The 25,979-nt window shown below is 60.3% G+C and carries 30 protein-coding genes, 1 tRNA gene and 1 pseudogene; 12 read left to right on the forward strand and 20 right to left on the reverse strand.

Features of this window, described 5'->3' with window-relative positions; genetic code table 11:
* Positions 1–19 precede the first annotated feature (19 nt).
* The gene (locus JFU58_RS28090; protein WP_023659101.1) at positions 20–265 is read left to right on the forward strand and encodes a hypothetical protein; all 246 of its coding nucleotides are present in this window, start codon (positions 20–22) and stop codon (positions 263–265) included.
* Here JFU58_RS28090 and JFU58_RS28095 read toward each other — a convergent pair.
* The 6 genes from JFU58_RS28095 to JFU58_RS28120 all read right to left on the reverse strand — a co-directional run bounded on the left by JFU58_RS28095 (position 220) and on the right by JFU58_RS28120 (position 6,474).
* Positions 220–1,545, reverse strand: a complete 1,326-nt coding sequence (locus JFU58_RS28095; protein ID WP_063032586.1) for an MFS transporter — start codon at positions 1,543–1,545, stop codon at positions 220–222. The two genes, JFU58_RS28090 and JFU58_RS28095, sit on opposite strands and share 46 nt — an antisense overlap.
* 59 nt (positions 1,546–1,604) lie before the next feature.
* On the reverse strand, positions 1,605–2,927 hold the full coding sequence (locus JFU58_RS28100; protein ID WP_177044996.1) for an MFS transporter: 1,323 nt from the start codon (positions 2,925–2,927) through the stop codon (positions 1,605–1,607).
* A 75-nt stretch (positions 2,928–3,002) separates the two neighbouring features.
* A complete protein-coding gene (locus JFU58_RS28105; protein ID WP_201142886.1) occupies positions 3,003–3,881 on the reverse strand; it encodes an SMP-30/gluconolactonase/LRE family protein in 879 nt (292 codons plus the stop codon).
* Between the two features lie 69 nt (positions 3,882–3,950).
* Positions 3,951–4,883 (reverse strand): 3-keto-5-aminohexanoate cleavage protein, encoded by a 933-nt coding sequence (locus JFU58_RS28110; RefSeq protein WP_010176558.1) that lies wholly within the window; start codon positions 4,881–4,883, stop codon positions 3,951–3,953.
* 83 nt (positions 4,884–4,966) lie between these two features.
* Positions 4,967–5,755, reverse strand: coding sequence for an SDR family oxidoreductase (locus tag JFU58_RS28115; RefSeq protein WP_201142860.1), 789 nt, complete (start codon positions 5,753–5,755; stop codon positions 4,967–4,969).
* Positions 5,752–6,474 (reverse strand): GntR family transcriptional regulator, encoded by a 723-nt coding sequence (locus JFU58_RS28120; protein WP_201142861.1) that lies wholly within the window; start codon positions 6,472–6,474, stop codon positions 5,752–5,754. Before JFU58_RS28120 ends, JFU58_RS28115 begins: the two co-directional genes overlap by 4 nt.
* 134 nt (positions 6,475–6,608) lie before the next feature.
* Between JFU58_RS28120 and JFU58_RS28125 the strand changes: the two genes are divergently transcribed.
* Positions 6,609–6,998 carry a VOC family protein gene (locus JFU58_RS28125; RefSeq protein ID WP_093200734.1) on the forward strand — a complete coding sequence of 130 codons (390 nt, stop codon included), beginning with the start codon at positions 6,609–6,611 and terminating at the stop codon, positions 6,996–6,998.
* A 133-nt stretch (positions 6,999–7,131) separates the two neighbouring features.
* On the opposite strand, the gene JFU58_RS28130 is transcribed toward JFU58_RS28125, so the two are convergent.
* Positions 7,132–7,278: a hypothetical protein gene (locus tag JFU58_RS28130; protein ID WP_201142862.1), complete on the reverse strand. Its 147-nt coding sequence runs from the start codon at positions 7,276–7,278 to the stop codon at positions 7,132–7,134.
* Positions 7,279–7,476: 198 nt separating this feature from the next.
* On the opposite strand from JFU58_RS28130, the gene tcuC reads away from it, so the two are divergent.
* Positions 7,477–8,769, forward strand: a complete 1,293-nt coding sequence (gene tcuC, locus JFU58_RS28135; protein ID WP_010176562.1) for an MFS transporter — start codon at positions 7,477–7,479, stop codon at positions 8,767–8,769.
* A gap of 12 nt (positions 8,770–8,781) precedes the next feature.
* Positions 8,782–9,540, forward strand: coding sequence for a substrate-binding domain-containing protein (locus JFU58_RS28140; RefSeq protein WP_177070720.1), 759 nt, complete (start codon positions 8,782–8,784; stop codon positions 9,538–9,540).
* On the opposite strand, the gene JFU58_RS28145 is transcribed toward JFU58_RS28140, so the two are convergent.
* Positions 9,532–10,434 (reverse strand): LysR substrate-binding domain-containing protein, encoded by a 903-nt coding sequence (locus tag JFU58_RS28145; RefSeq protein WP_177070721.1) that lies wholly within the window; start codon positions 10,432–10,434, stop codon positions 9,532–9,534. The two genes, JFU58_RS28140 and JFU58_RS28145, sit on opposite strands and share 9 nt — an antisense overlap.
* Before the next feature lie 382 nt (positions 10,435–10,816).
* On the opposite strand from JFU58_RS28145, the gene JFU58_RS28150 reads away from it, so the two are divergent.
* From JFU58_RS28150 to JFU58_RS28160, 3 genes are all read left to right on the forward strand, one after another.
* Positions 10,817–11,098, forward strand: a complete 282-nt coding sequence (locus JFU58_RS28150) for a ribbon-helix-helix domain-containing protein (protein WP_177070722.1) — start codon at positions 10,817–10,819, stop codon at positions 11,096–11,098.
* On the forward strand, positions 11,095–11,415 hold the full coding sequence (locus JFU58_RS28155) for a type II toxin-antitoxin system RelE/ParE family toxin (RefSeq protein WP_063032596.1): 321 nt from the start codon (positions 11,095–11,097) through the stop codon (positions 11,413–11,415). The genes JFU58_RS28150 and JFU58_RS28155 overlap by 4 nt, the downstream gene beginning before the upstream one ends.
* Before the next feature lie 127 nt (positions 11,416–11,542).
* Complete coding sequence (locus tag JFU58_RS28160) at positions 11,543–12,394, forward strand: hypothetical protein (protein ID WP_201142863.1); 852 nt, start codon at positions 11,543–11,545, stop codon at positions 12,392–12,394.
* Here JFU58_RS28160 and JFU58_RS32705 read toward each other — a convergent pair.
* The 5 genes and pseudogenes from JFU58_RS32705 to JFU58_RS28180 all read right to left on the reverse strand — a co-directional run bounded on the left by JFU58_RS32705 (position 12,363) and on the right by JFU58_RS28180 (position 17,767).
* Positions 12,363–13,226: a methyl-accepting chemotaxis protein gene (locus tag JFU58_RS32705; protein WP_439898886.1), complete on the reverse strand. Its 864-nt coding sequence runs from the start codon at positions 13,224–13,226 to the stop codon at positions 12,363–12,365. The two genes, JFU58_RS28160 and JFU58_RS32705, sit on opposite strands and share 32 nt — an antisense overlap.
* Positions 13,221–14,012 (reverse strand): annotated as a pseudogene (locus JFU58_RS32710) (MCP four helix bundle domain-containing protein); the annotation flags it as partial. The gene JFU58_RS32705 and the pseudogene JFU58_RS32710, both read right to left, overlap by 6 nt.
* 155 nt (positions 14,013–14,167) lie before the next feature.
* A complete protein-coding gene (locus JFU58_RS28170; protein WP_201142864.1) occupies positions 14,168–15,193 on the reverse strand; it encodes a histone deacetylase family protein in 1,026 nt (341 codons plus the stop codon).
* An 11-nt stretch (positions 15,194–15,204) separates the two neighbouring features.
* On the reverse strand, positions 15,205–16,434 hold the full coding sequence (locus JFU58_RS28175; protein WP_201142865.1) for a Zn-dependent hydrolase: 1,230 nt from the start codon (positions 16,432–16,434) through the stop codon (positions 15,205–15,207).
* A 22-nt stretch (positions 16,435–16,456) separates the two neighbouring features.
* Positions 16,457–17,767: an MFS transporter gene (locus JFU58_RS28180; protein ID WP_201142866.1), complete on the reverse strand. Its 1,311-nt coding sequence runs from the start codon at positions 17,765–17,767 to the stop codon at positions 16,457–16,459.
* 159 nt (positions 17,768–17,926) lie between these two features.
* Here JFU58_RS28180 and JFU58_RS28185 point away from each other — a divergent pair, with 159 nt between their 5' ends.
* The 3 genes from JFU58_RS28185 to JFU58_RS28195 all read left to right on the forward strand — a co-directional run bounded on the left by JFU58_RS28185 (position 17,927) and on the right by JFU58_RS28195 (position 20,857).
* Positions 17,927–18,868, forward strand: a complete 942-nt coding sequence (locus tag JFU58_RS28185) for a LysR family transcriptional regulator (RefSeq protein ID WP_201142867.1) — start codon at positions 17,927–17,929, stop codon at positions 18,866–18,868.
* A gap of 112 nt (positions 18,869–18,980) precedes the next feature.
* Positions 18,981–19,802, forward strand: a complete 822-nt coding sequence (locus tag JFU58_RS28190; protein ID WP_063032609.1) for an SDR family NAD(P)-dependent oxidoreductase — start codon at positions 18,981–18,983, stop codon at positions 19,800–19,802.
* Between the two features lie 26 nt (positions 19,803–19,828).
* The gene (locus JFU58_RS28195) at positions 19,829–20,857 is read left to right on the forward strand and encodes an AraC family transcriptional regulator (RefSeq protein WP_063032611.1); all 1,029 of its coding nucleotides are present in this window, start codon (positions 19,829–19,831) and stop codon (positions 20,855–20,857) included.
* A 2-nt stretch (positions 20,858–20,859) separates the two neighbouring features.
* Here the strand turns inward: JFU58_RS28195 and JFU58_RS28200 are convergent, their stop codons facing one another.
* The 4 genes from JFU58_RS28200 to JFU58_RS28215 are packed head-to-tail and all read right to left on the reverse strand — an operon-like array spanning position 20,860 to position 23,333.
* The gene (locus tag JFU58_RS28200) at positions 20,860–21,627 is read right to left on the reverse strand and encodes an anti-sigma factor family protein (protein WP_201142868.1); all 768 of its coding nucleotides are present in this window, start codon (positions 21,625–21,627) and stop codon (positions 20,860–20,862) included.
* Positions 21,624–22,121: an RNA polymerase sigma factor gene (locus tag JFU58_RS28205; RefSeq protein ID WP_201142887.1), complete on the reverse strand. Its 498-nt coding sequence runs from the start codon at positions 22,119–22,121 to the stop codon at positions 21,624–21,626. Before JFU58_RS28205 ends, JFU58_RS28200 begins: the two co-directional genes overlap by 4 nt.
* A 59-nt stretch (positions 22,122–22,180) precedes the next feature.
* Positions 22,181–22,732: a tetratricopeptide repeat protein gene (locus tag JFU58_RS28210; RefSeq protein WP_017479232.1), complete on the reverse strand. Its 552-nt coding sequence runs from the start codon at positions 22,730–22,732 to the stop codon at positions 22,181–22,183.
* A 43-nt stretch (positions 22,733–22,775) separates the two neighbouring features.
* A complete protein-coding gene (locus JFU58_RS28215; protein ID WP_201142869.1) occupies positions 22,776–23,333 on the reverse strand; it encodes a cytochrome b in 558 nt (185 codons plus the stop codon).
* A 237-nt stretch (positions 23,334–23,570) separates the two neighbouring features.
* On the opposite strand from JFU58_RS28215, the gene JFU58_RS28220 reads away from it, so the two are divergent.
* Together JFU58_RS28220 and JFU58_RS28225 are read left to right on the forward strand one after the other, a co-directional pair.
* Complete coding sequence (locus JFU58_RS28220; protein ID WP_063032617.1) at positions 23,571–23,873, forward strand: type II toxin-antitoxin system HigB family toxin; 303 nt, start codon at positions 23,571–23,573, stop codon at positions 23,871–23,873.
* Positions 23,874–23,876: 3 nt separating this feature from the next.
* Complete coding sequence (locus tag JFU58_RS28225) at positions 23,877–24,248, forward strand: helix-turn-helix domain-containing protein (RefSeq protein WP_063032619.1); 372 nt, start codon at positions 23,877–23,879, stop codon at positions 24,246–24,248.
* Positions 24,249–24,304: 56 nt separating this feature from the next.
* Here JFU58_RS28225 and JFU58_RS28230 read toward each other — a convergent pair.
* The 3 genes from JFU58_RS28230 to JFU58_RS28240 form a co-directional block, all read right to left on the reverse strand.
* A tRNA-Ser gene (locus JFU58_RS28230) sits at positions 24,305–24,394 on the reverse strand.
* Between the two features lie 82 nt (positions 24,395–24,476).
* The gene (purC, locus tag JFU58_RS28235; RefSeq protein WP_003211975.1) at positions 24,477–25,190 is read right to left on the reverse strand and encodes a phosphoribosylaminoimidazolesuccinocarboxamide synthase; all 714 of its coding nucleotides are present in this window, start codon (positions 25,188–25,190) and stop codon (positions 24,477–24,479) included.
* A 28-nt stretch (positions 25,191–25,218) separates the two neighbouring features.
* Positions 25,219–25,977, reverse strand: a complete 759-nt coding sequence (locus tag JFU58_RS28240; protein WP_201142870.1) for an MBL fold metallo-hydrolase — start codon at positions 25,975–25,977, stop codon at positions 25,219–25,221.
* Positions 25,978–25,979 lie beyond the last annotated feature (2 nt).

Consider the following 25,979-nt stretch of genomic DNA (forward strand, 5'->3'; position numbering starts at 1 on the left):
CACCCGGGGCCCTGCGTCTATGCGCACACTGTTCAACACGGGCCTTTGGGACTATAAAGCAGCTTCCAAGGCTTGCGAGAACACCATCGTGCTGGTCATTTCTGCCTTGAGCGTCCTGGTTGCCGGGATTTTGCTCTGGGCCATCAAATTCATCGCTCATCCCACCGCCAGGACACTGTTACGGGTATTTGTCGGTTTATGCCTGGCGGCCGTCGTGGCTTACCTGGTGCTGGCTTCCGGGTTTCCGACCTCATTGCTGGTGTGATCGGGCTCCTGTCCCTGACGCAAACGCAAGGCGGCCAACGCGGCCACCACCAGCACCACGGCAATCACTTTCAAACCATTCATGGCGTTGCCAGTGCTCATTTCGATCGCGCCCATCACCGAGGGCCCGACAAACCCGCCGAGCAATCCGCAGGCGTTGACGAAGCCCAGCCCGCCCGCCAGCGCCACGCCCTTGAGGCGCGAAGCCGGGTAGAGAAAGATGATCGACTGCACCACAAAGAACATCACCGCCGACACACAGAAACCCAGCAGGCTGAACACCGGCCCCGACACCGAGGCAATCCCCAACCCCAACGCCATGGTCAGCAATCCGGTAATCAACAGCCGCCGGGCACGGGTGGGCGTGGTCGCAAAACGCGGCAGCAACACCGCCCCGGCCGCTGCGGCAATCCACGGCAATGAGGTCAGCAAGCCGACACTCATGGTGCTCAATTCACCGTATTTGCTGATGATGCTCGGCAGGAAAAAGATCACGGTGTAGATGGTGATCTGATGGCAAAAATACACAAAGATCGCCAGCAGGATCTGCGGGGTCAGCCAGTTCTTCAGGGAATGCCCACCCTCGCCTGCGCCCTCTTCGGTCTCCATCGCGATGCGCTGTTCAATCCCGCGCGCCTCTTCGGCCGAGAGCCACGGTGCCTTGCTCGGACGGTCCGGCAACTTGCGCCACACCACCCAGGCAAATGCTACTGCCGGCAAGCCTTCGAGCAGGAACATCCACTGCCAGCCGTGCCAGCCGAGGATGCCGTCCATGCGCATCAACGCCGCGCCCACCGGGCCGCCGATGATGTTGGCAAAACACACCCCGAGCAGAAAATACCCGGTGGCCCGCGCCCGTTGCTCGCGGTTGAACCAGTAGGTGAGGTACAGCATCACCCCGGGAAACAGGCCGGCTTCGGCAATGCCCAGCAGCAGGCGCAGGATATAGAACGAGGTCTCGCCCTGGACGAACGCCATGGCCGCCGAAATCAGGCCCCAGGTCACCATGATCCGGGCAATCCAGAACCGCGCGCCGACCTTGTGCATGATCAGGTTGCTGGGAATTTCCGACAGCGCATAGGTCAGGAAGAACAACCCCGCACCCAGGCCGTAAGCCGCCGCTGAAATCCCCAGGTCAACGTCCAGGTGATGCTTGGCCAGGGCGATGTTGGTGCGGTCCAGAAAGCTCAGCACGTAGGCGATGATCAGCAAGGGCATCAACTTGACGAACATCAGTTTGTTCAACTCCCGTGGTTCACGGGCAGTGTTGGCAGTCTTCATCGGGCACTTCCTCTTGGCGCCCCGCCAGCGCAACGGCTGGGGGACGCATCGGTGTTGTTCTAGGGTTCGAGTTGCGCAACCAGCGCCGGCGGGCGATGGGAAAACAATTGCAGCAGCGCCCCGCCCAGGGCACAGCCGGCCATCACGAAGAAGCACACCGTGTAGCCGTGCAAGGTGGTCCAGCCGCCGCCCATGGCAATCAGGCTGCCCATCAGCACCGGCGCCAGGCCGCCGCCGATAAACATCGCGGTGGTGATGATGCCGTTGGCGGTGGAGGTCGCCGACGGCTCGGCCGAGTCGCAGGCCACCGCGTAGTAGATCGGCCACACCGCGTTGGCCACCAGGCCGAACAACAGTTGCACGACGATGATCAGGGTCAGGGTGTTGGCGAAGTAGAACGCACCGACACTGGCAGCCATCCACACGCCGCAGATGATCAGGGTGACGCGTCGGCCAATGATGTCCGACAGCGACGGCCACACCAGCTGCCCGAGAATCCCGGTCAAGGTGAACACCACGCTCATCCCCGCCGACTCGGCCAGGGACAGCCCGGCGATGTTGTACAGGTAGGCCGGTAACACGATGTTGACGCCCATGTACACCACTTGGGTCAGCATCGTGTTACCCGCCGTCAGGGCGATATTGCGATTGCGCAACGTGGCGATAAAGGTGCGCCAGGCGTGGCCCTTCACTTGGCTGGCGGGTGCGTTGTCCGGCGGGGTCATGCCCTTGGCGGCAATGTCGACGTACAGCGCGGTGATGCGTTCGGCGGTGGAGTAACGCGCCCAGAAAATCATCAGCGGCAACGCCACCACAAACGCGAAGAAGAACACGTAGCGCCAGTTGTCTTCACCAAAGGTGCTGATGACAAAGCTGGCGACGATGCCACTGAGCATGGCGCCAATCGGGTAACCCGTATGGTGCGCGCCAAGGGCAAAACCACGACGCTCCACCGGCCACCATTCGGCGGTGTTGCTCACGCCCACCGGCTCGCCCCAGCCTGCGCCGAGGTTGACGCCAACCCGCAGCGCAATAAAGGTCGCGAGGTTGCCGCTCAGGGCCTTGAACCCGGAGAGGAACGAAATAGCCGTGTAGCCCAGCACCAGCGGCACCTGGAACCGCGCGCGCTTCCAGCCACCGCCGTAGCGGTCACTCCACATCGAGCCGGGAATATCCAGCAAGGCCAGGGCGAGCATGATCACCGTGGCCATCGTGCCCCACTGATCGGCCGACAAATCGAAATGCTTGGAGATGGTCGGCCCCAGGCGCAACACGATCTCACGGTCGTAGGCGTTGAGGATCCAGATCATCCAGCACACCAGCAGCGACACCCAGGAGTGCCGATGGATACTGCGTAGCGAGGCTTTTTTCAAGATTGCCATGGGTTTCTCCAGGCGCGCGAGGGCGCGCACTGACACAAGGTTGCGAAAGGAAAGTGCCTTGTTGAAAAAAACGCGCTAGCTGGCGAACCGTCGCTCGGCTATTCCTTGCACGCCCAGCCCGGTGATCGCAAAAAGCGCCCCGCGCTGCTGACCATCGGCCGGGAAACGCGGCAACGGTGGCTTGGCCATGGAGGTGACAAACAGGGTGTCCAGGTTCGGCCCGCCAAAGGTCAGGCTGGTGACCTTTTTCACCGGCATCTGGATGATTCGGTCGACCTGGCCATCAGGTGTGTAGCGCACCAGTTTCCCGGCGTAGACCAGCGCCTGCCACAGGCAGCCTTCGGCATCCACGGTGCAGCCGTCGGCGGCGCCACCGCTGCTGGTGTCGACCATGGCGAAGGTGCGTCGATTGCTCACCGCCCCCGTGGCGAGGTCGTAGTCATAGGCCCAGATCTCGCCGGACCAGGTGTCGCAAAAGTAGAAGGTGTCGCCCGACGGGCTCCAGCACGGGCCGTTGGACACGATGATGCCTTCGTCCAGGGTGTGCAGGCTCAGGTCCGCGTCGAGGCGGTAGAGTTTGGCGCTGGCGCTGTCTTCCAGGGTGTCCATGGAGCCGAAGACGAACCGCCCTTGGCGGTCGACCTTGCCGTCGTTGAGGCGGTTATTGGGCAGTTCCGGTTCCGGGTCGATGACCAGCGTTTGTTCGCCGCTGTTCAGGTCGAGCAGATGCACGCCGTTTTGCAGGGCGACAATGGCTTGCTCGCCGCTATGCCGCAGGGCCATGGAGCCGATTTTCTGGCCCACGTCCCAGGCGCGCAGTTCGCGGCCATCCTCGGTGCAGCGCAGGATCCGGCCGTCGGCGCTGTCGATCCAGTACAACCGTTGTTGCTCGACGTCCCACACCGGGCCTTCGCCCAGGGTGGTCTTCACGTCCACAAGCACTTCGATACGCATGGTGTTATCCCCTTTTTTGTTGTTGTGCGGGATGGACATGGCCGCGCCGTGACGCGGCCGGTTTATCGCTTAGAAGTTGACCTGGTCGCGCCCTTTCAGCCCGAGGATTTCCCGCGCTTCATCCGGCGTGGCGACCCGGTGGCCGAGGGCTTCAATCACCGTGCGAATGCGCCGTACCTGGTCGGCGTTGGACGCGGCCAGTTTGCCCGGGCCATCCCACAGCGAATCTTCCAGGCCGACCCGGGCGTTGCTGCCCATGGACAGGCCCATGGTGGCCAACGGAATTTGCCCACGGCCGGCGCCGAGGATCGACCACACGTAGTCGTCGCCAAACAGCCGGTCGGCGGTACGGCGCATATGGGCCAGGTCTTCCGGGTGGCCGCCGATGCCGCCGCGCAAACCGAATACCGACTGGATAAACAACGGTGGTTTCAGCAGGCCGCGCTCCAGGAAATGGGCGGCTGTGTACAGGTGGCCGATGTCGTAGCACTCGATTTCAAATCGGGTGCGGTTTTCGGCACAGGAATTGAGGATGTGGGTAATGTCGCGGAAGGTGTTGCGGAAGATCCGGTCGTCACTTTCTTCCAGGTACGGACGCTCCCAGTCGTGCTTGAACTCGGTGAAGCGGTTGAGCATTTCGTACAGGCCGAAGTTCATCGAGCCCATGTTCAGCGAGGCCAGTTCCGGCTTGAACTGCATCACCGGTTGCAGGCGCTCTTCGACGCCCATGGTCGGCGCGCCGCCAGTGGTGATGTTGATCACCACGTCGCTGGCGGCTTTGATCTGCGGCAAAAATTCGGCGAACAACGCAGGGTCCTGGCTGGGACGGCCATCGATGGGATCACGGGCATGCAGGTGGACAATCGCGGCGCCCGCTTCGGCGGCACCGATGGCGGCGTCGGCAATTTCCTGCGCGGTGATTGGCAAATGCGGCGACATCGACGGCGTATGGATGGCACCGGTGACGGCACAGGTAATGATGACAGGACGATTTTTGGACATGACGATTCTCCGACTTTTATTCTTATGAAAAAAAATCCCGGGTGTGGCTTGTGTGTTCTTCCTTGGCTAAACGCTGACGCGGCCTACAGGTACTCGACGTTACCGTCGACACTGATCGCTTGGCCGGTGACATTGCGGGCGGCGGGCGAGCAGAGAAACAAGGCCATGGCCGCGACGTCTTCGGCGGTGACCATGCGCTTGAGGGAGATCTTGTTGAGGTATTCCTGGCGCATCTCGGCTTCCGGTACGCCGACCTGCTCGGCACGGGCGCGGATCACGCCGTCCATGCGCGGGCCTTCGACGATGCCGGGCAGCAAGGCGTTGACGCGGATGTCGCTTTCGCCCAGTTCCGAGGCCAGGGATTTCATCAAGCCGACGATGGCCCATTTGGTCGCGGCATACGGCGTGCGCCAGGCGTAGCCAAGACGGCCCGCAACCGAGGCGATATGCAGCAGATGGCCGTGGGACGATTCCTTGAGCATCGGCACTGCGTGATGGGCAAAGCGGTATTGCGCCGTCAGGTTGATGTTGATCGTGGCTTGCCACTCGGCATCGCTGATGGCGTCGATGCCGCCGGTGGGACCGGCAATCCCGGCATTGTTGACCAACACATCCAGCCCGCCAAATTGCTCGCGCTGCACCTGGAACACCGCCTCGATCTGCGCGGCATCACTCACGTCGGCACGGGTGGCAACAGTGCGTGGGTACTTGTCGCGAAACGCCGCCAGGGCCGGTTCGCTGATATCACACACATGCACCTTGGCGCCCGCCTCCAGATAGGCCGCCGCCAACACTTCACCGATACCGGCAGCCCCGCCGGAAATCAACACACGTAACCCAGGATAGGGCTGCAGCCGCTGTAGGACACTCATGCACGTTTACCTCCTGAAACAGACGACCGCGAACGGTCGTTCTTGACGAGCAGGCGCGCCAGGGAATCGGAGGCCTGCATGATGTCATCGGTCACGGCAGCGCGGGCGCCGGCGCCATCGCGGGCGGCCAGGGCTTCGACGATGCGCGTATGCGCCTCCATCGAGCGCTGCAAGTGAGCTTTGTCGGGAGCGACCAGGGCAAAACACGGGCCCATGTGCAGCCAGAAGTTTTCCACGGCGGCCATGGTCAATTCGGCTTGGGCCACGGCATAAATCCGACGGTGAAAGGCGAAGTTGTTCCACAGGTAGCGGGAAACGTCGACTTCGTCGGCGGCCTGTTGCATCTGTTGGCAGAGGTCGGAGATTTCGTCGAGGTCGGCTTTTTCCAGGAGCAATACGGCCTTTTCTGCCAGCAAACCTTCCAGGGCGACCCGCGCATCGCGGATTTCCCGCAGGCGTTCGACCGTCATCATGCGTACCCGCAGACGGGAGGTTTCGGTGACTTCAAAGGCGTTTTCGGCGCTGAGGCGCTGGAGGGCTTCGCGCACCGGCATGGGGCTGGAGCCGAGGGCTTCGGCGAGGCCGCGGATGGTGAGTTTCTGGCCGGGCTGGAAACGACCACTCATCAAGGCTTCGCGGATCTGGCGATAGACCTGGTCTTGCAAGGTATCGCGGGACACCTGGCGCAAGGTGGGAAGGAGAAGCGGGCCATCTGTCATGAGTCAAAACCTGTGTTGTCGTTCTTATGGCTCCAATATGTGATCACAAATCAAATATGTCAAATAGTTTCCCGTTGACGGTATCGACGACGCTGACTCTAATGAGCCCTTTCTCCAGCAAGGACCGCTGAACCATGAAATTTGCCTACACCATCGTCTACGTCCCGGACGTCGCTGCATCCCTGCAATTCTTCGAAAAAGCCTTCGGCTTCAGTCGCCGTTTCCTGCATGAATCGGGGACCTATGGCGAGTTGGATACCGGTGATACCACCCTCTCTTTTGCAGCGCATGAGTTGGGCGAGATGAACTTCAAGGGCGGGCATGTGGAGGCGCATGCTTCACGCCAGCCGCTGGGGATGGAGTTGGGATTCGTAACTGAGGATGTGCCAAAGGCCCACGCCAGAGCGCTGGCCGAGGGTGCGACAGAACTCTCGGAGCCGAGCACCAAGCCTTGGGGTCAGGTGGTGTCTTATGTGCGTTGCCCGGATGGCACGCTGGTGGAGTTGTGTACGCCGATTCAGTGAATCGTAATGTGGCGACGGAGCTTGCTCCCGCTGGAGTGCGGAGCACTCCCTGGATATGCGGTCTGCTTCGCAGCCCAACGGGAGCAAGCACCCTCGCCACAGCAAGCTCCCTCGCCACAATGAAATGCCTGCATCAAGGCCTGAGCGGGCGCTCCTGATCGCGCTCGGAAAGCTCCGTGCCATCGTCCGGATGCTTCCAGGTCTGCGGTTTTTCTTCCTCGTGAAGCTTCCTCGCCCGCTCCTGCTCCAGCTCTTCGCGCTGCTTCTGCTCGTTACTCATACCCACCTCCCGTCCGTAAGAATTGGACACACTGGGGAAGCATAGATGAGTGAGCGGTTTTGTGTGCATCCGGCAATTGATAACCACGGCGCATCAATACATGTAAACAACTCACTTATCATTTCCAAATGTGTCAGCCACTATCCGCGGTCTTAAGCGAAACAAGCACTTTAAAAAGAACGCTGGAGACACAAAAAAATGCAAAACCCTTCTCGGCCTGACTCTGCCCGCTCCAAAGTCGGCGCGGTCTTTCGCGTCACCTCCGGCAACTTTCTCGAACAGTTCGACTTCTTTCTGTTCGGCTTCTACGCCACCTATATCGCTGCCGCCTTCTTCCCCGCTGCTAATGAATTTGCGTCATTAATGATGACCTTCGCCGTGTTCGGCGCGGGCTTTTTGATGCGTCCGCTGGGCGCAATCATCCTCGGCGCATACATCGATGACGTGGGCCGTCGCAAAGGCTTGATCGTGACCCTGGCGATCATGGCCAGCGGCACCCTGCTGATCGTGCTGGTGCCGGGCTATCACACCATTGGATTGTGGGCACCGCTGCTGGTGTTGATGGGCCGCTTGTTGCAAGGTTTCTCGGCCGGTGCCGAACTGGGCGGTGTGTCGGTGTACCTGGCCGAAATGGCCACACCGGGCCGCAAGGGCTTCTACACCAGCTGGCAATCGGGTAGCCAGCAGATCTCCATCGTGGTCGCGGCCGCCCTGGGTTATGGCCTGAACCAGTGGATGGAACCGGCCGTGGTTGCCGATTGGGGCTGGCGCATTCCGTTCGCCATCGGCTGCGTGATCATCCCGTTCATCTTCGTCCTGCGTCGCAACCTGCAGGAAACCGAAGAGTTCGCCAACCGCAAGCACCGCCCCACCATGCGCGAAGTGCTGGCCACCCTGGTGAAGAACTGGACCATCGTCATCGGCGGCATGATGATGGTGGCGATGACCACCACTGCCTTCTACCTGATCACCGTGTATGCGCCGACCTTCGGCAAGACCGTGCTTAACCTGACCACCTCCGACGCCCTGCTGGTGACCTTGCTGGTAGCCGTGTCGAACTTCATCTGGCTGCCCATCGGCGGCACCCTCAGTGACCGTTTTGGCCGCAAGCCGGTGCTGATCGCCATGACTACCCTGACCGTGCTGACCGCCTACCCGGCACTTTCCTACGTGGTCAACGCGCCAAGCTTCGCGCACATGCTGGAAACCCTGCTGTGGTTCTCCTTCCTCTACGGCATGTACAACGGCGCCATGATCCCGGCCCTGACCGAAATCATGCCGGTGGAAGTGCGTGTGGCGGGCTTCTCCCTGGCCTACAGCTTGGCGACCGCCATTTTCGGTGGTTTTACCCCGGCGATTTCCACGTGGTTTATCCACGAGACGGGCGACAAGGCATCGCCGGCCTACTGGCTGATGTTCGCCGCACTGTGCGCCCTGTGCGCGACGTTCGCACTGTATCGCCGTGCCAGCGCCCGTCTGCAAGTTGCCTGAGGAGTCACGCTGATGAACCCCCTATTGAAAACACTGGTGGCACTGGCGATCGGTTCCCTGGGGATGGTCGCCCACGCTGAAGAGCTGAAAGTCATGACCTCCGGCGGCTTCACCGCTGCCTACAAGGTGCTGGGTGCGCAATATGCCACCCAGAGCGGCGATACCCTCGACACCATCCTCGGCCCGTCGATGGGCAAGGCGCCGGAAGCGATTCCCAACCGCCTGGCCCGTGGCGAACACGCCGACGTGGTGATCATGGTCGGCTACGCCCTGGACGAGCTGATCAAGCAAGGCAAGGTCGACAAAGCGTCCCGCGTTGAACTGGCGGATTCGCGCATCGGCCTGGTGGTCAAGGAAGGCGCAACCAAGCCTTCGATTGCCACCGACGCCGAACTGAAGACGGTGCTGACCAACGCCAAATCCGTCGCGTATTCGGACAGCGCCAGCGGCGTCTACGTCGAAAAGGAACTGTTCAAGAAGCTCGGCATGCCGTCCAAAGGCACCATGATCGAACGCATCCCGGTGGCCTCACAGGTGGCCAAGGGTGATTACGAAGTAGGCTTGCAACAAGTGTCCGAACTGCTGCCGATTCCGGGCGTGACTTACGTCGGAAAAATCCCGGAAGACGTGCAGTCCGTCACCCGTTTTGCCGCCGGCATTCCGGTGAACGCCGAACACCCGGCGCAGGCGAAAAAGCTTCTGCAATTCCTCGCCTCGCCCCAGGCACAACCGGTGGTGCAATCTACCGGCCTGGATTCGGTCTCACACTGACCGGAACGGCATCTCCCGCGTCAACCGCTCCAGTTCCAGTGCCGCCGGCGTCAACGTACGCCCGCGGCGCTTGATCAGCCCCACGTTGCGCACCACCTCCGGCTCCACCAGCGGCACACTCGTCAGAATCGGATGCTTCCCGCCCGGCATTGCAATCGACGGGACCATCGCCACCCCCAACCCCGCCTCCACCAGCCCGATCATCGTGGTCACGTGATGGGTTTCGCAGATGCTTTGCTTCTTCACCCGCACCCCGCGCAGGGCCTGGTCGAGCAAGAAGCGATTGCCTGAGGTCTTGTCCACGGTGATGTAGTCGTGCTCGTACGCCTCGGCCCACGTCACACTGGCACGGTCCGCCAGCGGATGATCCCGGCGACAGGCCAGCACATATCGCTCCTGCAACAACAACTCGAACTCCACGCCGTCCGCCAGGCTGCCGCTGAAACTCACGCCGAAATCCGCCTCGCCACTTTCCACCGCCGCACACACCTCGCCCGCACTCGCGTCCAATACCCGCAGACGAATCTTCGGATAGAGCTTGTGGAATTCGGAGATCACGTGGGGCATGAAGTAGTACGCCGTAGACGGCACACAGGCGATGGTGACATTGCCCATACGGGTTGAAGCCACGTTACTGATGCCCATCAGGGCTATGTCCAGGTCATCGAGCATGCGCTCGACCTGCGGCAGGAAGGCACGGCCAACCATGGTCAGGCTGACCCGGCGCGTGGTGCGTTCAAAGAGTTTGACGTCGAGGGCGGATTCGAGCTTCTCGATACGCCGGCTGAGGGCCGGCTGGGAGATACGGATAGCTTCGGCCGCCGCACGGAAACTGCCCTTGTCTACGACGGCGCGGAAGGCTTGGAGGTCGTTGAGGTCGAAGTTGATGATCACGGGGGCAGCCATTGGTTGAGCAGATGTGGCGGGCATTATCGTATGGGGGCTGGCGGGATGCTATTGGCGCGGGCCACGTACTCAGGATCAGCCAATAACCCTACGGAAAATATGCGGTCATACATATCAGCAGGGAATTTGCGTGGGTTGGAAACGAGACTTCTGAAAAGCGTCAATACTGACAGCCTCAAATCCAGCTCTCACTTTTAGGCCCACTATGGAAAAGTCTTTGACGATGGATTACCCCATCAGTATCTGCACGAAACAGACAGCACGCTGGTCACTTCAGGAGACTCTAGCGACTCACACTGGTCAGTTACCGCTTGCAACACGCCCAGCGTTGAGTAGGATTAAATCCTACCCAGCAAAAGCGGACGCTACCATGCGCTCAACCCAGCAAATGAGCATCACCTTGCCGATTGAGATGGCCGCACTCGTCAAAGCCAAAGTGAGCACTGGCGAATATGCCAGTGAAAGTGAAGTCATACGCGACGGGCTGCGAATCTTGCTGGCACGTGACCGAGCAATGGAAAACTGGCTTCAGGATCAAGTGATTCCAGCAGCCGTCGCCCTCGAGGCCGATCCAGACAGCGCGCTGTCTGCCGCCCAGGTCCGCGAATACATGGCAGCCAAACGCCAACAGAAAGGCAACCGTAAGTCGTGACCTACACGGTAGCTTTTTCACCCAAGGCAGTAACGCAACTCGAAGAACTTGAAGACTACATCACCCAGGCCGGCTCACCCGTCATCGCTGCGCGCTATGTAGATGCCATCATCACTTACTGCGAAAACCTGTCTCTGTTTCCTCTGCGCGGCATCAGCCGTGAAGACGTGTTACCCACTCTACGTACCACTCACTATCGGCACACCACCATCATCGCTTTTACAGTAGATGCCGACACTGAAACGGTATCGATTCTAGGGGTGTTCTACGGAGGGCAAGATTACGCAGCCCTCTTGCAGAACGAGGACAACGGTTAACTTCAGCTCCAATCGTTCTATTCACGAATAGCTACCGGTAACGCAATCAATGGATGAAACAATAAAAAGGACTTCCAGCCCTGCGCCTCTCTATCGCGCGCTTCGACCGGGTTTGTGGCTCCTGGGTTTGCTCTGCCTTGCAGCTTTGGGCTTCTTCGCCTGGCAAAGCTTCTACCCGGTCAGCGCAGCCGAAGACTGGAGTGTTCATGTCGTCCACCGCGACGTAGCAAAGGCCGCATCACTGATGCCGATGCCCGACGGTTCGCTGATGGTGAGCCAGGAATTGAGCGATGGGCTTGGCAGTATCGTACGCATCTTGCCCGACGGAAAACGCGAGCTGGTTGTAGGAAAACTATCCAAGCCCGATGGCATGGTCGCCACTCAGGGCGGCTGGGTGTTCAGCCAGGAAGTGGATGGCGCGCCGGTCAGTTTCCTCAAGGACGGCGTCGTCACTGAGCTGTTCAGAGGAGACAGCGTGCAAGGGCTGTGGGACGACGGTGAGTACCTCTACGCCATCGAAGACCGCAAGGTAGCTGCCCGTATCCTGCGCTATCGCTGGAGCGACAAGACACTGAGCGTCGTGCGTGACCAACTCAGCGAAGGCGAGTCGATTGTTCGCTGCACGGATGGGCGCATGCTCTATACGGAAAAGAAGAAGGGCGTGGTCCGAGAGCTGACCAACGACGGTAGCGACCCGGTGGTACTGAGCCAACTGAACAAACCCACCTTCCTGATGTGCGATGAACGCGGGTTATGGATCAACGAAGATTCCACACACCGAGCGCGTTTGTTGTTGATCAACAAGCAAGGACGCCAGCAGACGATTCTGTCTTTCCTGAAGGCGCCACAGTCGATTGTGCGTACGACGAAGGGAACGTACCTGGTGGCCGAAGGTGGCCGTGACCGTATCCTGGAATTGGTGCCGTCCGTGGCACGGGTAGACCCCGTTACAGCTGAAACCGCGCCACCGCCTCATTGAGCGACACCGCTAACCGCGCCAGCTCATGGCTCGACCCATTGATCTGTCCCGCGCCTGAGGACGACTGCGCAGACAGGTCACGAATATTGACGATATTGCGGTCCACTTCCTTCGCCACCTGGGCCTGCTCCTCGGCGGCGCTGGCGATGACCAGGTTGCGCTGGTGAATCTGATCGATGGAGTCGGTGATCTGGCTCAATGCGCCACCGGCGCCTTCGGCCAGGATCAAGGTTTCGCTGGCACGCTGGGTGCTCGATTGCATTGAGGTCAGTGCCTCGCTGGAGCCACTGCGCATCGCGGTCACCATCTGGTCGATTTCCAGGGTCGATTGCTGGGTGCGATGGGCCAGCGCACGCACTTCGTCGGCCACCACTGCAAAGCCACGCCCGGACTCACCGGCACGCGCAGCCTCGATGGCGGCGTTCAGGGCCAGCAGGTTGGTTTGCTCGGCGATGGAGCGAATCACATCAAGCACCTTGCCGATGTCCCGCGATTGATCGGCGAGGTTTTGCACCAGGTTCGAGGTTTCACCGATGTTGGTGCTCAGCGCCTGAATCGCGCTGACGGTTTCGCCGACGCGCTGCTGGCCGTCGCGGGCCGTTTCATTGGAGAGCCGGGTGGATTCGGAGGTGGAAACGGCATTGCGTGCCACCTCATCGGCGGCCGAAGTCATCTCGTTGACCGCGGTGGCGGCTTGCTCGATTTCAGCGGTCTGCTTTTGCAGGCTGCGGCTGCTCTGGTCGGTGATGCCGTTGAGGTCGGTGGCCGAGGCCGCCATCTGCCCAGCCGACTGGCGAATCAACTGCAAGGTACCGCGCAGGTTGCCTTGCATACTCTGCAGTGCCACGAGCAGGCGCGTCACTTCGTCGTCGCCGGTGACTTCAACGGTCTGGGTCAGGTCGCCCCGAGCGACGTTTTCCGCGGCACGCACCGCGTGGCTCAGGGGCCCCACAATGCTACGCGTCAGCAACCACGCCAAGGCCACCGTGCTCAACGCCGCCAGCAGCACGAAGCCGAAGACCATCGTGCGTGAGCGGCTGTACTGCGCCTGCGCCGTCTGGCCCTGCAGGTTTATCTGGGCGTTGTAGTAGTCGGCCAGGGCATTGAGCTGATTACCGGAACCGTCGACCACGGTTTTCATGTCCACCAGCAGCAACTTGTTCAGCTCAGTGGTCTGCTGCTTGTCGGCGAGGATGAATGACTGAGTGAGACCTTGCTGATACTGACGCAGGGAGACCTGGAACTGATCATAAAGATTGCGTACCTCGGGGGTATCAATCACCGCATTCAGGTCGGCCAGTTTCTTCGTCAGATCCTGGCTGCGGGTGTCCATCTGGCTACGGTATTGCGAGAGGCTCGCGGGATTGGGATCAAGGGCCATGCGCAGGGAAATGGTGCGGATGCGCAGCATGATTTCGCGAATGTCCGAGACCAGGCGCATCTTCGGCACCAGGCCACTTTCAACCTGCACGGCACTTTCACGGATGCTCGCCATGTTCGAGAGCGCAAAGAACCCGAGCAGCGCCACGAGCAAGGCAATCAAGGCAAAACCGAGACCCGCACGGCGGGCGATGGACAGGCTGCGGAGCGACATGGCGATTGTTCTCATTATTGTCATACGACATCGTATGACAGAGTTTCGGCCAGCCAGGATAGGACTTGAGGGGTATTGACCAGAAGTTAGCGGATATAAATTACCTACCTGAAAGCCCTACGGAACAGACACGCCTCGGAGGTATTTCCAAGGCAGTCCGAGACTCTTTATTCAGCAGGTCAGATAGACCACGCCTGCGCACTTTCAAAAAACGCCTGCGCATTACTGTCCAGCGTTTCCAGGTGATAGCCGCCTTCTTGCACGATTACGCACGGCAGCCCCAACCCACGAATACACTCACCCAACCGCGCAAACCCTTCCCGCGTCACTGCCACTTTGCTCTGTGGGTCCAGCTCGTAAATATCGAACCCCAGCGACAACACCAGCACGTCCGCCGAGAAGTCCTTCACCGCCTTTAAGGCCAGCTCCAGCTTTTCAAAGAACACCGCTTCACTGGCACCATGCGCCATCGGCAGGTTGAGGTTGAAGCCTTCGCCCTTAGCTGCGCCGCGCTCTTCAGCAAAGCCTGCAACCCCCGGATAGAAGTTGGTCGGGTCGCCATGAATCGACACGTACAGCACGTCATCACGGTCGTAGAAAATCTCCTGGATGCCTTGCCCGTGATGCATGTCGGTATCGAGTACGGCGACGCGCTCGAAGCCATCGCGCAACACCTGCGCCGCCACCGCCGCATTGTTGATGTAGCAGAACCCGCCGGCAGCATCGAAGCGGGCGTGATGACCTGGCGGGCGGCACAACGCATAGGCTGCCGGCGCGCCATCGAGGATGTCTTTAGCGGCAGCGACGGCGCTTTGGGCGGACCAATAGGCTGAACGCCAGGTCAGTTCGCCAATCGGGCAACTGCCATCGGCAAGATAGCGCGCCGCCTGGGCGAGGATGCCGCGCAGGGCGTTGGGCTCGCGCACGAAGATGTTGGACATGACTTCGTCGCCCCAGTCTTCAGGGATTTCTTTCCAGCGCTGGTGGGCTTCCTGGAGGAAGGTCAGGTAGGCGGCGCCGTGTACAGCCAACAGTGGATCGAGGCCATGGTCGTGCGGTTGCTGGATCTCGAAGCCCAGGGTTTGGGCAGCCAGCAGCAGATTGCGGGCGCGCTCCGGTACTTCCTGCGGGGTACGCATCTGGCCTCGGGAGTAGTAGCTGCGAGGATGGTGCAGGAGTTGTTCGGGGTGGAAAAAAGTACGCATGGGATTTCTCCTTACTGAACCTGGCCGGCACGTTTCAACACGGCATTGAGCAATACATCGGTGCCTTGGCGAACGTCCTCGGGCAGCACGTCTTCCGCTTCGTTATGACTCAAGCCGCCCACACACGGGATAAAGACCATCGCCGTCGGGCAGAACCGCGCCAGGTGGATGGCGTCGTGGCCAGCACCGCTGACTATCGATTGCTGGGCATAACCCAACGCATCCACAGCAGACTGCACACAGGCGACACACTCGGCGTCAAACGGTGTCGCCGGGCTGATCCAGTGCGGGCTGACGGTGACGCTCAGACCACGTTGGGCAGCGATATCCTGCAAGCGGGTGCGCACCTGTTGCTCCATGGCTTCGATGTCGGTGTCGCGGTGATGGCGCAGGTCGACGGTAAAATTCAGCAAGCCAGGAATGGTGTTGCGCGACGACTTGGCGATGCTCAATTCGCCCACGGTGGTCAGGCCTTCAGGCGCAAAATCAGCCGACAGGTTTTCCAGCGCTTGAATCATCTGCGCGGCGCCGTACAAGGCGTCCTTGCGCAGCGGCATCGGTGTGGTGCCGGCATGGGCAGCCATGCCTTCTACACGCACGTCCAGCCAGCGAATCGCCTGGCCACCAGTGACCACACCGATGCTCTTGGCGTTGTCTTCCAGGATAGGACCTTGCTCGATGTGCGCTTCAAAATACGCATCCACCGCACCACCCAGAGGGCGCTCGCCGTTGTAGCCGGTGTTGCGCAACGCATCCGCGACGCTGATACCGTCGACATCCTGAGTGGCCAGCGCCTTGTCCAACGCCAAGGTGCCGGTGAACACCGCCGAGCCGAGCATCGCCGGAGTAAAACGGGCGCCCTCCTCGTTGGTCCACACCGCGATTTCCAGTGGTTTGCGGGTCTTGATGCCGTGGTCGTCGAGGCTGCGGATCACCTCCAATCCGGCCAGCACACCATAGACACCATCAAAGCGCCCGCCTTCCGGCTGGGTGTCAAGGTGGCTGCCCATCATCACTGGGGCCGCTTCATTGTCCGTACCGGCGCGGCGGGCGAACAGGTTGCCAATGGCATCGACGCTCAAGGTCAGCCCGGCATCTTCACACCAGCGGCTGAACAGCGCGCGACCCGCCTGGTCTTCGGCGCTCAACGCCAGGCGGCAGCTGCCACCACGGGCCGTGGCGCCGATCTCGGCCATGGCCATCAGGCTGGCCCACAGACGCTCGCCATTAATCTTCAACATAGACACTCTCCAATCAAACGCTTCAAGCCATTTCAAGGCGGTGGGCGGTGGCGTGACGGCGGGACAACGCGAGTACGCACACCAGCGAAACCGCCGCGATCGCGCTGTAGAACACTGCCATCGGCCACCACTGGCCTTGGTATTCATGGGCCAGCCAGGTGCCGATCAACGGCGTTAGGCCACCGGCCAGCGCGCCACACACTTGGTAGGCCAGGGAGATGGCGGTGTAGCGCACGCGGGTTTCGAACAGGCCGCTGACGAAGCCGGCGATCACGGCATAAAACGAGGCCATGCACACCACGGCCAAGGCGATGCCAAGGATGATCAACGGCGCCTGGCCGCTGCTGACGAGCACAAACATCGGATAAGGCGAGGCCATCGCGAGCACCGTCATTGCACACAGAAAGCGTGTGGCACCGACCTTCTCCGCCACCCAGGCCGCTAGCGGCTGGACGCAGAACTGGATGATGGCCACGACAAACAGGCACTCCAGAATCAACGAGCGCGGCAGGTTAAGTTGCTGGGTGGTGTAGGCAATCATGAAGGTGTTGGTGAAATACACCCCGGCAATCCCCAAGGTGTTGGCGCCGATGCACAGCAGCAGCGGGCGCCAGGCCGTCTTCAGCACTTCGATCACCGGCGCCTGATCCTGGGTGATGGCCCGGGCTTTTTCGGCCTTGGCTTTGTCTTCGAGGAACTCGGGGGATTCGTTGACGCCCAGGCGGATCGCCAGGCCGACGATCAACAACAAGGCACTGGCCAGAAACGGCACGCGCCAGCCCCAACTGAGCAGGTCGGCTTCCGGCAAACGGGTTACCGCACTGAAGGCCAGCAACGACAGGATCAACCCCGCCGGGCTGCCCAACTGGGCAAAGGAGGCAAAGAAGTTGCGACGGCCTTTGGGTGCATGTTCACCGGCCATCAGCACCGCCCCGCCCCACTCGCCGCCAACGGCGATGCCCTGCACGATGCGCAGCAGCACCAGCAACACCGGCGCCGCGACGCCGATCTGCGCATAGGTCGGCAACAGGCCGATGCATACGGTGACCACGCCCATCATCACCAAGGTGATCACCAGGGATTTCTTGCGGCCGATACGGTCGCCGATATGCCCGAACACAATGCCGCCCAACGGCCGGGCGAAGAAGCCCACGGCAAACGTGCCGAACGCGGCCATGGTGCTGAACAGTTTGTCGTCGGAAGGAAAAAATAGTTGACCGAACACCAGCGCGGCGGCGGTGGCGTAGATGTAAAAGTCGTACCACTCGATCATGGTGCCGATGAAAGCGGCGGCCGCGGCACGGCGAGGCTGCGGCGAAGCGGATGGCTTCATGGGGCTGGCTCCTTTGGTTATTTTTTTGGCAGGAGAAAGGTCTGGCGCTCGCGCTCTGATGGCGCTGGTTGAGGGGGATTTTTCGTCTCGGCGCTATGATTAGTCAATTTTCTATTTATTATTCCGATTATAAATCCTGCTTATTATCGAGCTGTCGCCATGTCAGAAAACCGCCGCGATATTCACCCGCAGCTCAATGACCGCCTGGACTGGAACCTGCTGCGCACCTTTCGGGTGATCGGCCAGGAATTGAGCATCAGCCGCGCCGCCGCGCGCCTGCACTTGACCCAACCGGCCATCAGCCAGGCGCTCAAGCGTCTGGAAGAGCAGCTCGACTGCCAACTGATCGCTCGTCGCGGGCCACGTTTCGTGCTGACCGAAGCTGGCGAGCAAATCTTCGCGATCGCCGGCGAGATGTATGGCCAGGTCTCACAGATGAGCAACGCCCTGCAAAAGCCTGGCGACGAGGTGCTCGGCAAAGTGCGATTGCTGATGATCAGCCGGATCAACTCGGACACCTTTGATGAGTTTCTGGCGGACTTCCATCGCCAGCATCCCAGGGTCGACCTGGACGTTGAGGTGATGCGCAGCTCTGACATCGTTGCTGCCCTGCTGGAGAAAACCGCGACGTTGGGCCTAAGCCTTAATCGACGGCCGCAGCCACGGCTGGAGCAGCATCTGTTCCTTCGTCAGCGTTATGCGTTTTTTTGCGGGCGGCATCACCCGTTGTTCGGACGCACCGGGCTGGCGGAGGGAGATTTGCAGTCGGAGAACTTCGTGAGTTTCACCAGCGACCAGATCGGCGGGATGCTCTCGCCGTTGACGATCTTTCGCGATCAGCAAGGCTTCAGCGGACGCATCGTGGCGTCGTCCTCCAGCCTGGAGGAAGTTCGGCGCTTGGTGATTGCCGGGTTCGGCCTGGGTTGCCTGCCGATTCATGTGGTGGCCGAGGATGTGAAGAATGGGCTGCTCTGGCGCTTGCCGCCGGACGAAGGGATTACCGACGTGGATATCCACCTGCTGTGGAATCGTGAGCAGAAGATGAGCCGGGCGGAGACGGTGTTTATTGAGAGTCTGTCGGCGCGATTGGCTGCCGAATAAATGGCGTGATTCGCAAGTCACTTGGCGCCCTCTTGCTAGTGTATGAGAAGCGCCCGTCCACCATCATTCGTTCACAGGTTGCTCCCACAGTCTCAAACGAAGAGGTGTCCGAATGTCCAGAATATGGTTTATCACCGGCAGTTCCCGCGGCCTCGGCCGCTCGATTACCGTCGCCGCGCTGCGCGCCGGTGATCGTGTGGTTGCCACCGCGCGCAATCCCAAGCAACTGGATGACCTGGTGGCCGAATACGGTGATGCGGTTTATCCCGTCGCGCTGGATGTCACCCACAACCAGCAGGTGCTGGAAGCGGTAGACGCTGCGGTGAAACATTTTGGCCGCCTGGATGTGGTGGTCAATAACGCCGGCTACGGTGATCTGGCTTCGGTGGAGGACGTGACCCTGAAGGATTTTTCGGCGCAGATCGACACCAACTTCTACGGTGTGGTGCACGTGAGCAAGGCGGTGGTGCCGGTGCTGCGGGCCCAAGGCAATGGGCATATCTTTCAGGTGTCGTCGCTGGGTGGACGTATCGGCATGGCAGGCCTGGCCGCGTACCAAAGCGCAAAATGGGCCGTCGGTGGTTTTTCCACGGTGCTGGCACAGGAAGTCACCCCGCTGGGCATCCAGGTCACCGTGCTGGAGCCGGGCGGCATGCGCACGGATTGGTCGGGCAGCTCCATGACCATTCCCGCCATCAGTGAGCCCTACCAGCAAACGGTCGGCGCCCTGGTTGAGTTGCTCAACTCCCCGGGCATCCTGCCCACCGGTCCGGACCGGGTTGCCGAAATCGTGCTGGAGCTGGCGCTGAATAAAGACGCCCCACTACGCTTGCTGATCGGCAGCGATGCCGTGCAGTACGCCGCCCGTGCAGCCGCAGATTTGGCCGAGTCGGATAAGAAGTGGCATGACCTCAGCGTGTCGGCCTCGGATTAATCTCACAGTTTGGAAAAAGGTGCTCAATGCCTGACGCGACCCAACCCCGTTTCAACATACCCGACGTGTTTTGGCAGGCGCTGAAAAGCCTCGGCCTGGAGCCTTCGGCGGTGTTGCGTCAGGCACGCTTGCCCATGACCCTGCATCTGCGCGAGCGCCGAGACCGGCGGCAGGTGACGACGCTGGAGTTCTTTCGCCTTTGGGAGGCAGTGCGCACGCTTAACCCTGATCCGGCGGTCGGAATCTTGCTGGTGACGGGGCTGGATATCGCCGCACTCCCGCCCTCCAGCTTTGCCGCGTTTATCGCCCGGGATTACCGCGATGGCCTGCACCGCCTCGCCCGTTTCAAACAACTGTGCACGCCTGAGCGCCTGCTGGTTGCCGAGGATGGGCGTACCTGCACGGTGACCATCGACTGGTTGCACACACCAGAGGCGCCGCCTGCGTTGCTGGTGGATGCGGCGTTTGCCACGTTTGTCGAGTTGGGTCGTCGGGGTTCCCGTACGCCGATTGTTCCTCTGAAGGTCGAACTGGCACGCGCAGGGGACGGCAGCAACGTATTGGCCGAGTTTTTTGGTTGCCCGGTGCGGTTTGGTGCCGAGCGTAATGCACTGGTGCTGGATGCCGCGGATCTGGACCGGCCTTTTCCGGGGTACAACCCCGAAATGCTGGAAATGCTGAACCCCGGCCTGGTGGCGGCACTGGCCGAAGCAGCGACACCGGCCAGCATCAGCCATCAGGTCAAGGTCACCCTCAAGCGCTTTCTGGCCAGTGGCCGCCCCGAGATGGTCGAGGTAGCGCGGGAGCTGGGCATGAGCGAACGCACGTTGCAACGGCGCATTACCGAGGCCGGCACCAGTTTCAGGCAGCTGATGCTGGAGACGCGCCAGGAGGTGGTACGGCACCTGCTCACCGAGCCGTCGATTGAGATAGACGAAATCGCGTGCCTGGTGGGCTATGAAGATACCAACTCGTTTTATCGTGCGTTTCGTTCCTGGGAAGGGACAACGCCAGCTCGGTGGCGAGCGTTGCAGACGCCCTCATCGTCTCATTGAAGCTATGCCGACAAAGCCTTCTCGGCACTGCGCGCCATGATCTGCAAATCTTCAAACGGATTTCTGCCAATCAACATGAAGGCGTGAGACGGGCTGGACCAAAACACCACGTTCATGCCCCGGCGCTGTTCGGTGGCCATGGCCACCGCACCTTTTTTCGCCGCCGTAATGCACAGCGCCAACGGGCCGTGCCGCGCGTCGAGATAAGTCAGTTGGCCGATCAGTACGCCGTCATAATCAAGGATTTGTGCGCGGCGAAATTCGGCGCCGGGCAGGTGCACTGCATCCGGGCTCAACGGCAGGCCGAGTTGGCTCCCGACCGAACTGAGTTGGGCGATATGGGAGTCGGCGTCAGTGCTGAGGTTTTCCAGGGTCTGGGGCGTGTAGAGCGCCATGTATTCAGCGACCGAGGCACGCCAGCCCGAACCGGGCTCTGGTCGGGGCCAGGTCATGAACAGTCGATCAGCGACCACGCCGGCCACCGCAAAGCTTGCTGCTACCGCGAGAAATTTGCGTCGACTCAGGGTGGGTGTTTGTGCCGGCGGCAAGGCATCGAGCATCACCTGCAAACGCTCTGTAGGGGCTTGATCGAGAACCGAATCGAAGGCTGATTTGAACGGCAAGTGGCCGCGCTTGAGCAGCTCCAAGCGGGCCGTCACGGCAGGATCGATCCCCAGCAGGTTATCGATAACCTGACGCTGCTGAGGGTCTAACTCACCGTCCAGGTAAGCCACCAACAGTTCATCCGACGGTGGTGTATTTTGAGTCATCGTCGTTCTCCGCTCGATTTATCCAACAAGCCGCTTGAGTGCGCAGTTTCAGCCAGCTTCATGCGCGCAGCGGCCAACCGGCTCATCACCGTTCCTACGGGAATATGCAGGACTTCGGCAATTTCCTTGTATGAGAGGCCTTCGACGTAGGCCAGAAAAACAGTCTCCCGCTGCGCTTCGGGTAATGCATTGACGCGCTTGATCACCTGCGCGGCCAGGACCTGGTCCTGAGCCAGGGCTTCACCGTCGAACGACAACGCCTGCTCGGCGTCGACAAACCCCCGCCCTTGCCGTACTCGCTGGGCACGCAATTCGTTAAGCCAGATCGAATGCATGATCGTCAGCAACCAGCGGTCCAGCCGCGTGCCAGTCACGAACTGGCCTGCACGCTCCAACGCCCGCACGCAGGTTGCTTGCACCAGGTCATCAGCCACATGCTTTTGTCGCGACAGCACCAACCCGTATCGCCATAAACGTGGCAATAGCTGGCTCAACTCACGGCGCAACTCAGCGTCTGTGGTGATGGTGATCTCCCGGCTGTTCGCTCACAGCTTCAAGCCTGAGGCGCGGCGGCGATGGCTTCGGCCAGGTCTTCGTATTCTTCGCAGGTGGTGCTGCACAACGCCTTGATCTTCACCAGTTGCTCCTGGGCCAGGTCCACACGGCCCTTGATGACGTAGGCCTCCCCCAGGTACTCACGGACTTGTGCGTAGTTGGGGTCCAGTGCCACGGACTTCAGGTAGTAGCTGATGCCTTCATCGGTGCGCCCCAGTTTGCGGGTGGCGTAGCCGCGGTAGTTCAGGGCCTTGGCGGTGTTCGGGTTTTGCAGGGTGTCGAGCAATGACAGGGCTTCTTCGTAACGCCCGTCCTTGGCCAGGCGATAGGCGTAGTCGGTGCGGTCGGCGTCCGACGTGGCCTTGCTGGTTTGCAGCACGCATTTACCGGTCTTGGTATCCCAGACCTGGCCTTTGGGGCAGTTGGGCTTGGGCGGCGCCGATTCGTCACCGGAGGCATGGGCCTGGCCGGCCAATAGCGCGGCGGCCATGCAGGCGCCGAAGAACAAAGCGGTGCGGTAACCAACGGCGTGTTCGGGACGATTCTTCATGGCATTCATGCTCCGTAACGATAGGGAAAGTACAGCAGCAAACTCAGTGTTGAAGATCGCCCCGAGGGCCGGGCAGCATGCGGCGCAGCGTGCTGTCGCGCTGGATGTAGTGATGCCACAGCGCGGCGCAGGCATGCAGCCCCGCGAGCACGATGATCGCCCACGCGACGTTGTTGTGCAGGCCACCCAGGGTGCCGCGCAATTCGTGATCAATCACAAAAGGCGCTGGCACCGGGAACAGTCCGAAAAAGTTGAAGGGCTCGCCCTGGGCCCAGCGGAACAGGAAGCCCAGAATCACCTGCGTCAGTAGTAACAGGTATAGACAGCCGTGGGCGATCTTGGCGGCCACGTTAAGCGCTGGGTGATTGTCGGCCTTTGGATGATTACCACCGAACAGCCGCCAGAGGATACGTGCAGCGATCAGCACTGCCATGGCGATGCCCAGGGAGATATGGACGGATTGCAGGCCCTTGCGCAAAGGAGTGCCTTTTTCCAGGTTTTCCCAGATATGGGCGCTGGCGAACATGAAGATCACCAACGCGGCGGTCAGCCAGTGGAAGGTGCGGGTCAAGCGGTCGTAGCGGTCGGCGGGGATGTTCATGGGCGTTTCCTGGGTGGTCTGTGTGGTGAACACCGCAGTGGGGGGAGTTATTCAGTCGTGAGTGAAAGTTTATGTGAGTACCACCGGATAAAACGCTTTTGAGGCTGGGAGGAAAACACCCAGAAACCAAATGCCTCGCCTACCACTTCGCGTTTTATGAGACTTACGGCTTATCTGAACATCACCCATCGGATGAACCGCACTTGAAAAAGTCCCACCACGGGACTAGGATCTTTAATGAGAATCGTAGCTGTCAGCCACCTAAAGACCTTTTGGCAAAGACACCCGGATGCAGAGCAATCATTCCTCGCCTGGATTGATGAGGTCAAAAAAGCAGACTGGAAAACTCCAGCTGATATCAAGGCTCAGTTTCGTCACGCCAGCGTTCTCAAAAGCCGCAGGGTCGTGTTCAACATCAGAGGTAACGACTATCGGCTCGTGGTCGCCGTGGCTTATCGCTACGGCGCCCTCTATATCAAATTCGTCGGTACGCATAAGCAGTACGACGTCATTGATGCCGATACCGTTGAAATGGAGTAAGCCATGAATATTCGCCCTATACACACCGAGCAAGACTACCGGGACGCGCTGAAGGCTGTATCGCCATTGTTCGACAACGAGCCGGAACCCGGGACGCCTGAAGGCGACTATCTGGATGTGATGATTACACTCATTGAAGTGTACGAAGCGAAGCACTTCCCGGTGGACTTACCCAACCCGGTGGATGCCATTCGTTTCAGAATGGAGCAGTCGGGGCTATCAGCGGCTGATCTGGTCCCTGCTATTGGCCGACAAAATCGGGTTTATGAGGTACTGAATGGAAAGCGGGCGCTTACGCTGCCGATGATTTGGAAGCTGCATCAGATGTTTGGGATTCCGGCAGAAAGCCTGATAAAACCGGTAAAGATTGCCTGAGATCAGAAACGAAAAAGCCCCGTAGTTTATTCAACTGCGGGGCTTTATCTATGTAATGGCGGAGAGATAGGGATTCGAACCCTAGGTACCGGTGAAGGTACAACGGATTTCGAATCCGTCCCATTCGGCCACTCTGGCATCTCTCCAACGGCGCGCATCATAACAGCCTGTTTCCTGGAAGCAAAGCGCCAAAGCGATTTTTTCCGTGCTATCAGATGCTTGCGTCGATTACAGCGGTACGCCGAGACGGTTGGCGACTTCTTCGTAAGCTTCGATGACGTCACCGAGGCCCTGGCGGAAGCGGTCTTTGTCCATCTTCTTGCGAGTGTCTTTGTCCCACAGGCGGCAGCCGTCCGGGCTGAATTCATCGCCCAGGACGATGGAGCCGTCGTGGAACACACCGAATTCCAGTTTGAAGTCCACCAGCAGCAGGCCGGCATCGTCGAACAGTTTGCTCAGGACGTCGTTGACCTTCAGCGACAGTTCTTTCATGCGCGCCAGTTGTTCAGCGGTGCCCCAACCGAATGCCACGACGTGGGATTCGTTGATGAACGGGTCGCCCTTGGCGTCGTCTTTCAGGAACAGTTCGAAGGTGTAAGGATTGAGCTTGAGGCCCTCTTCCACGCCCAAACGCTTCACCAGGCTACCGGCCGCGTAGTTACGCACGACGCACTCGACCGGGATCATGTCGAGTTTTTTCACCAGGCATTCGTTGTCGCCCAGCAGTTTGTCGAATTGGGTCGGAATGCCGGCCGCTTCGAGTTTCTGCATGATGAAGGCGTTGAACTTGTTGTTCACCATGCCTTTGCGGTCGAGCTGTTCGATGCGCTTGCCGTCGAACGCCGAGGTGTCGTTACGAAACAGCAGGATCAAGCGGTTGGCGTCGTCGGTCTTGTAAACCGATTTGGCTTTGCCGCGGTAGAGTTCTTCACGTTTTTCCATGATGGGCTCCGCTTGCTAAGTAGGTGGGCTAGGCGATGTGTCGCCAGTCGAGCCCTGAATCTTGATCGGCCAGTTGCAGCCAGTCCAGGTCGCACCCAAGGGTATCGACAAAACATTGCCGGGCCAGCTGCGGCAGGTTGTTCTTGCTGCTCAGGTGGGCCAGGACCAGGTGTTGCAGGTCTTGCCAGCCCAACTCATACACCAGGTACGCCGCCTGGTGGTTGTTCAAATGTCCAAACTGCCCGCCGACCCGCTGCTTGAGAAAGGCCGGGTAGTGACCCCGTGCAAGCAGGTCACGGCAGTGGTTTGACTCGATCATCAATGCGTCGAGGTCGCGATAACCGTCCAGCACCTTGGCGCAGTAGGAACCCAGGTCGGTGAGCAGGCCGAAGCGCCGTTCACCGTCACTGAATACGTATTGCGTCGGTTCCTGGGCATCGTGGGCCACTTCAATCACATCGATGCTCAAGGCACCGATCTGCAATTGCTCACCACCGGCCAGCAAACCTGCGGGTTCGATCGGTTTGCGCATCCCGCGCAAGGTACCGCGACTCAGGTACACCGGAAGATTGTAGCGCCGAGACAGCAAACCCACGCCATGCACGTGGTCGGCATGTTCGTGGGTCACCAGAATCGCGCTCAGCTGCGCGGGGTGAACCCCCAGGCGCAGCAGGCGCCGCTCGGTTTCCCGCAGGGAGAAACCACAATCCACCAGGACGTACGTGTCGTCGTGGGCTACAAGCGTGCCGTTCCCTTGGCTACCGCTGCCGAGAACGGCAAAACGCATCG

Origin of the sequence: Pseudomonas sp. TH34, assembly GCF_016650865.1 — a bacterium.
Classification (GTDB): domain Bacteria; phylum Pseudomonadota; class Gammaproteobacteria; order Pseudomonadales; family Pseudomonadaceae; genus Aquipseudomonas; species Aquipseudomonas yamanorum.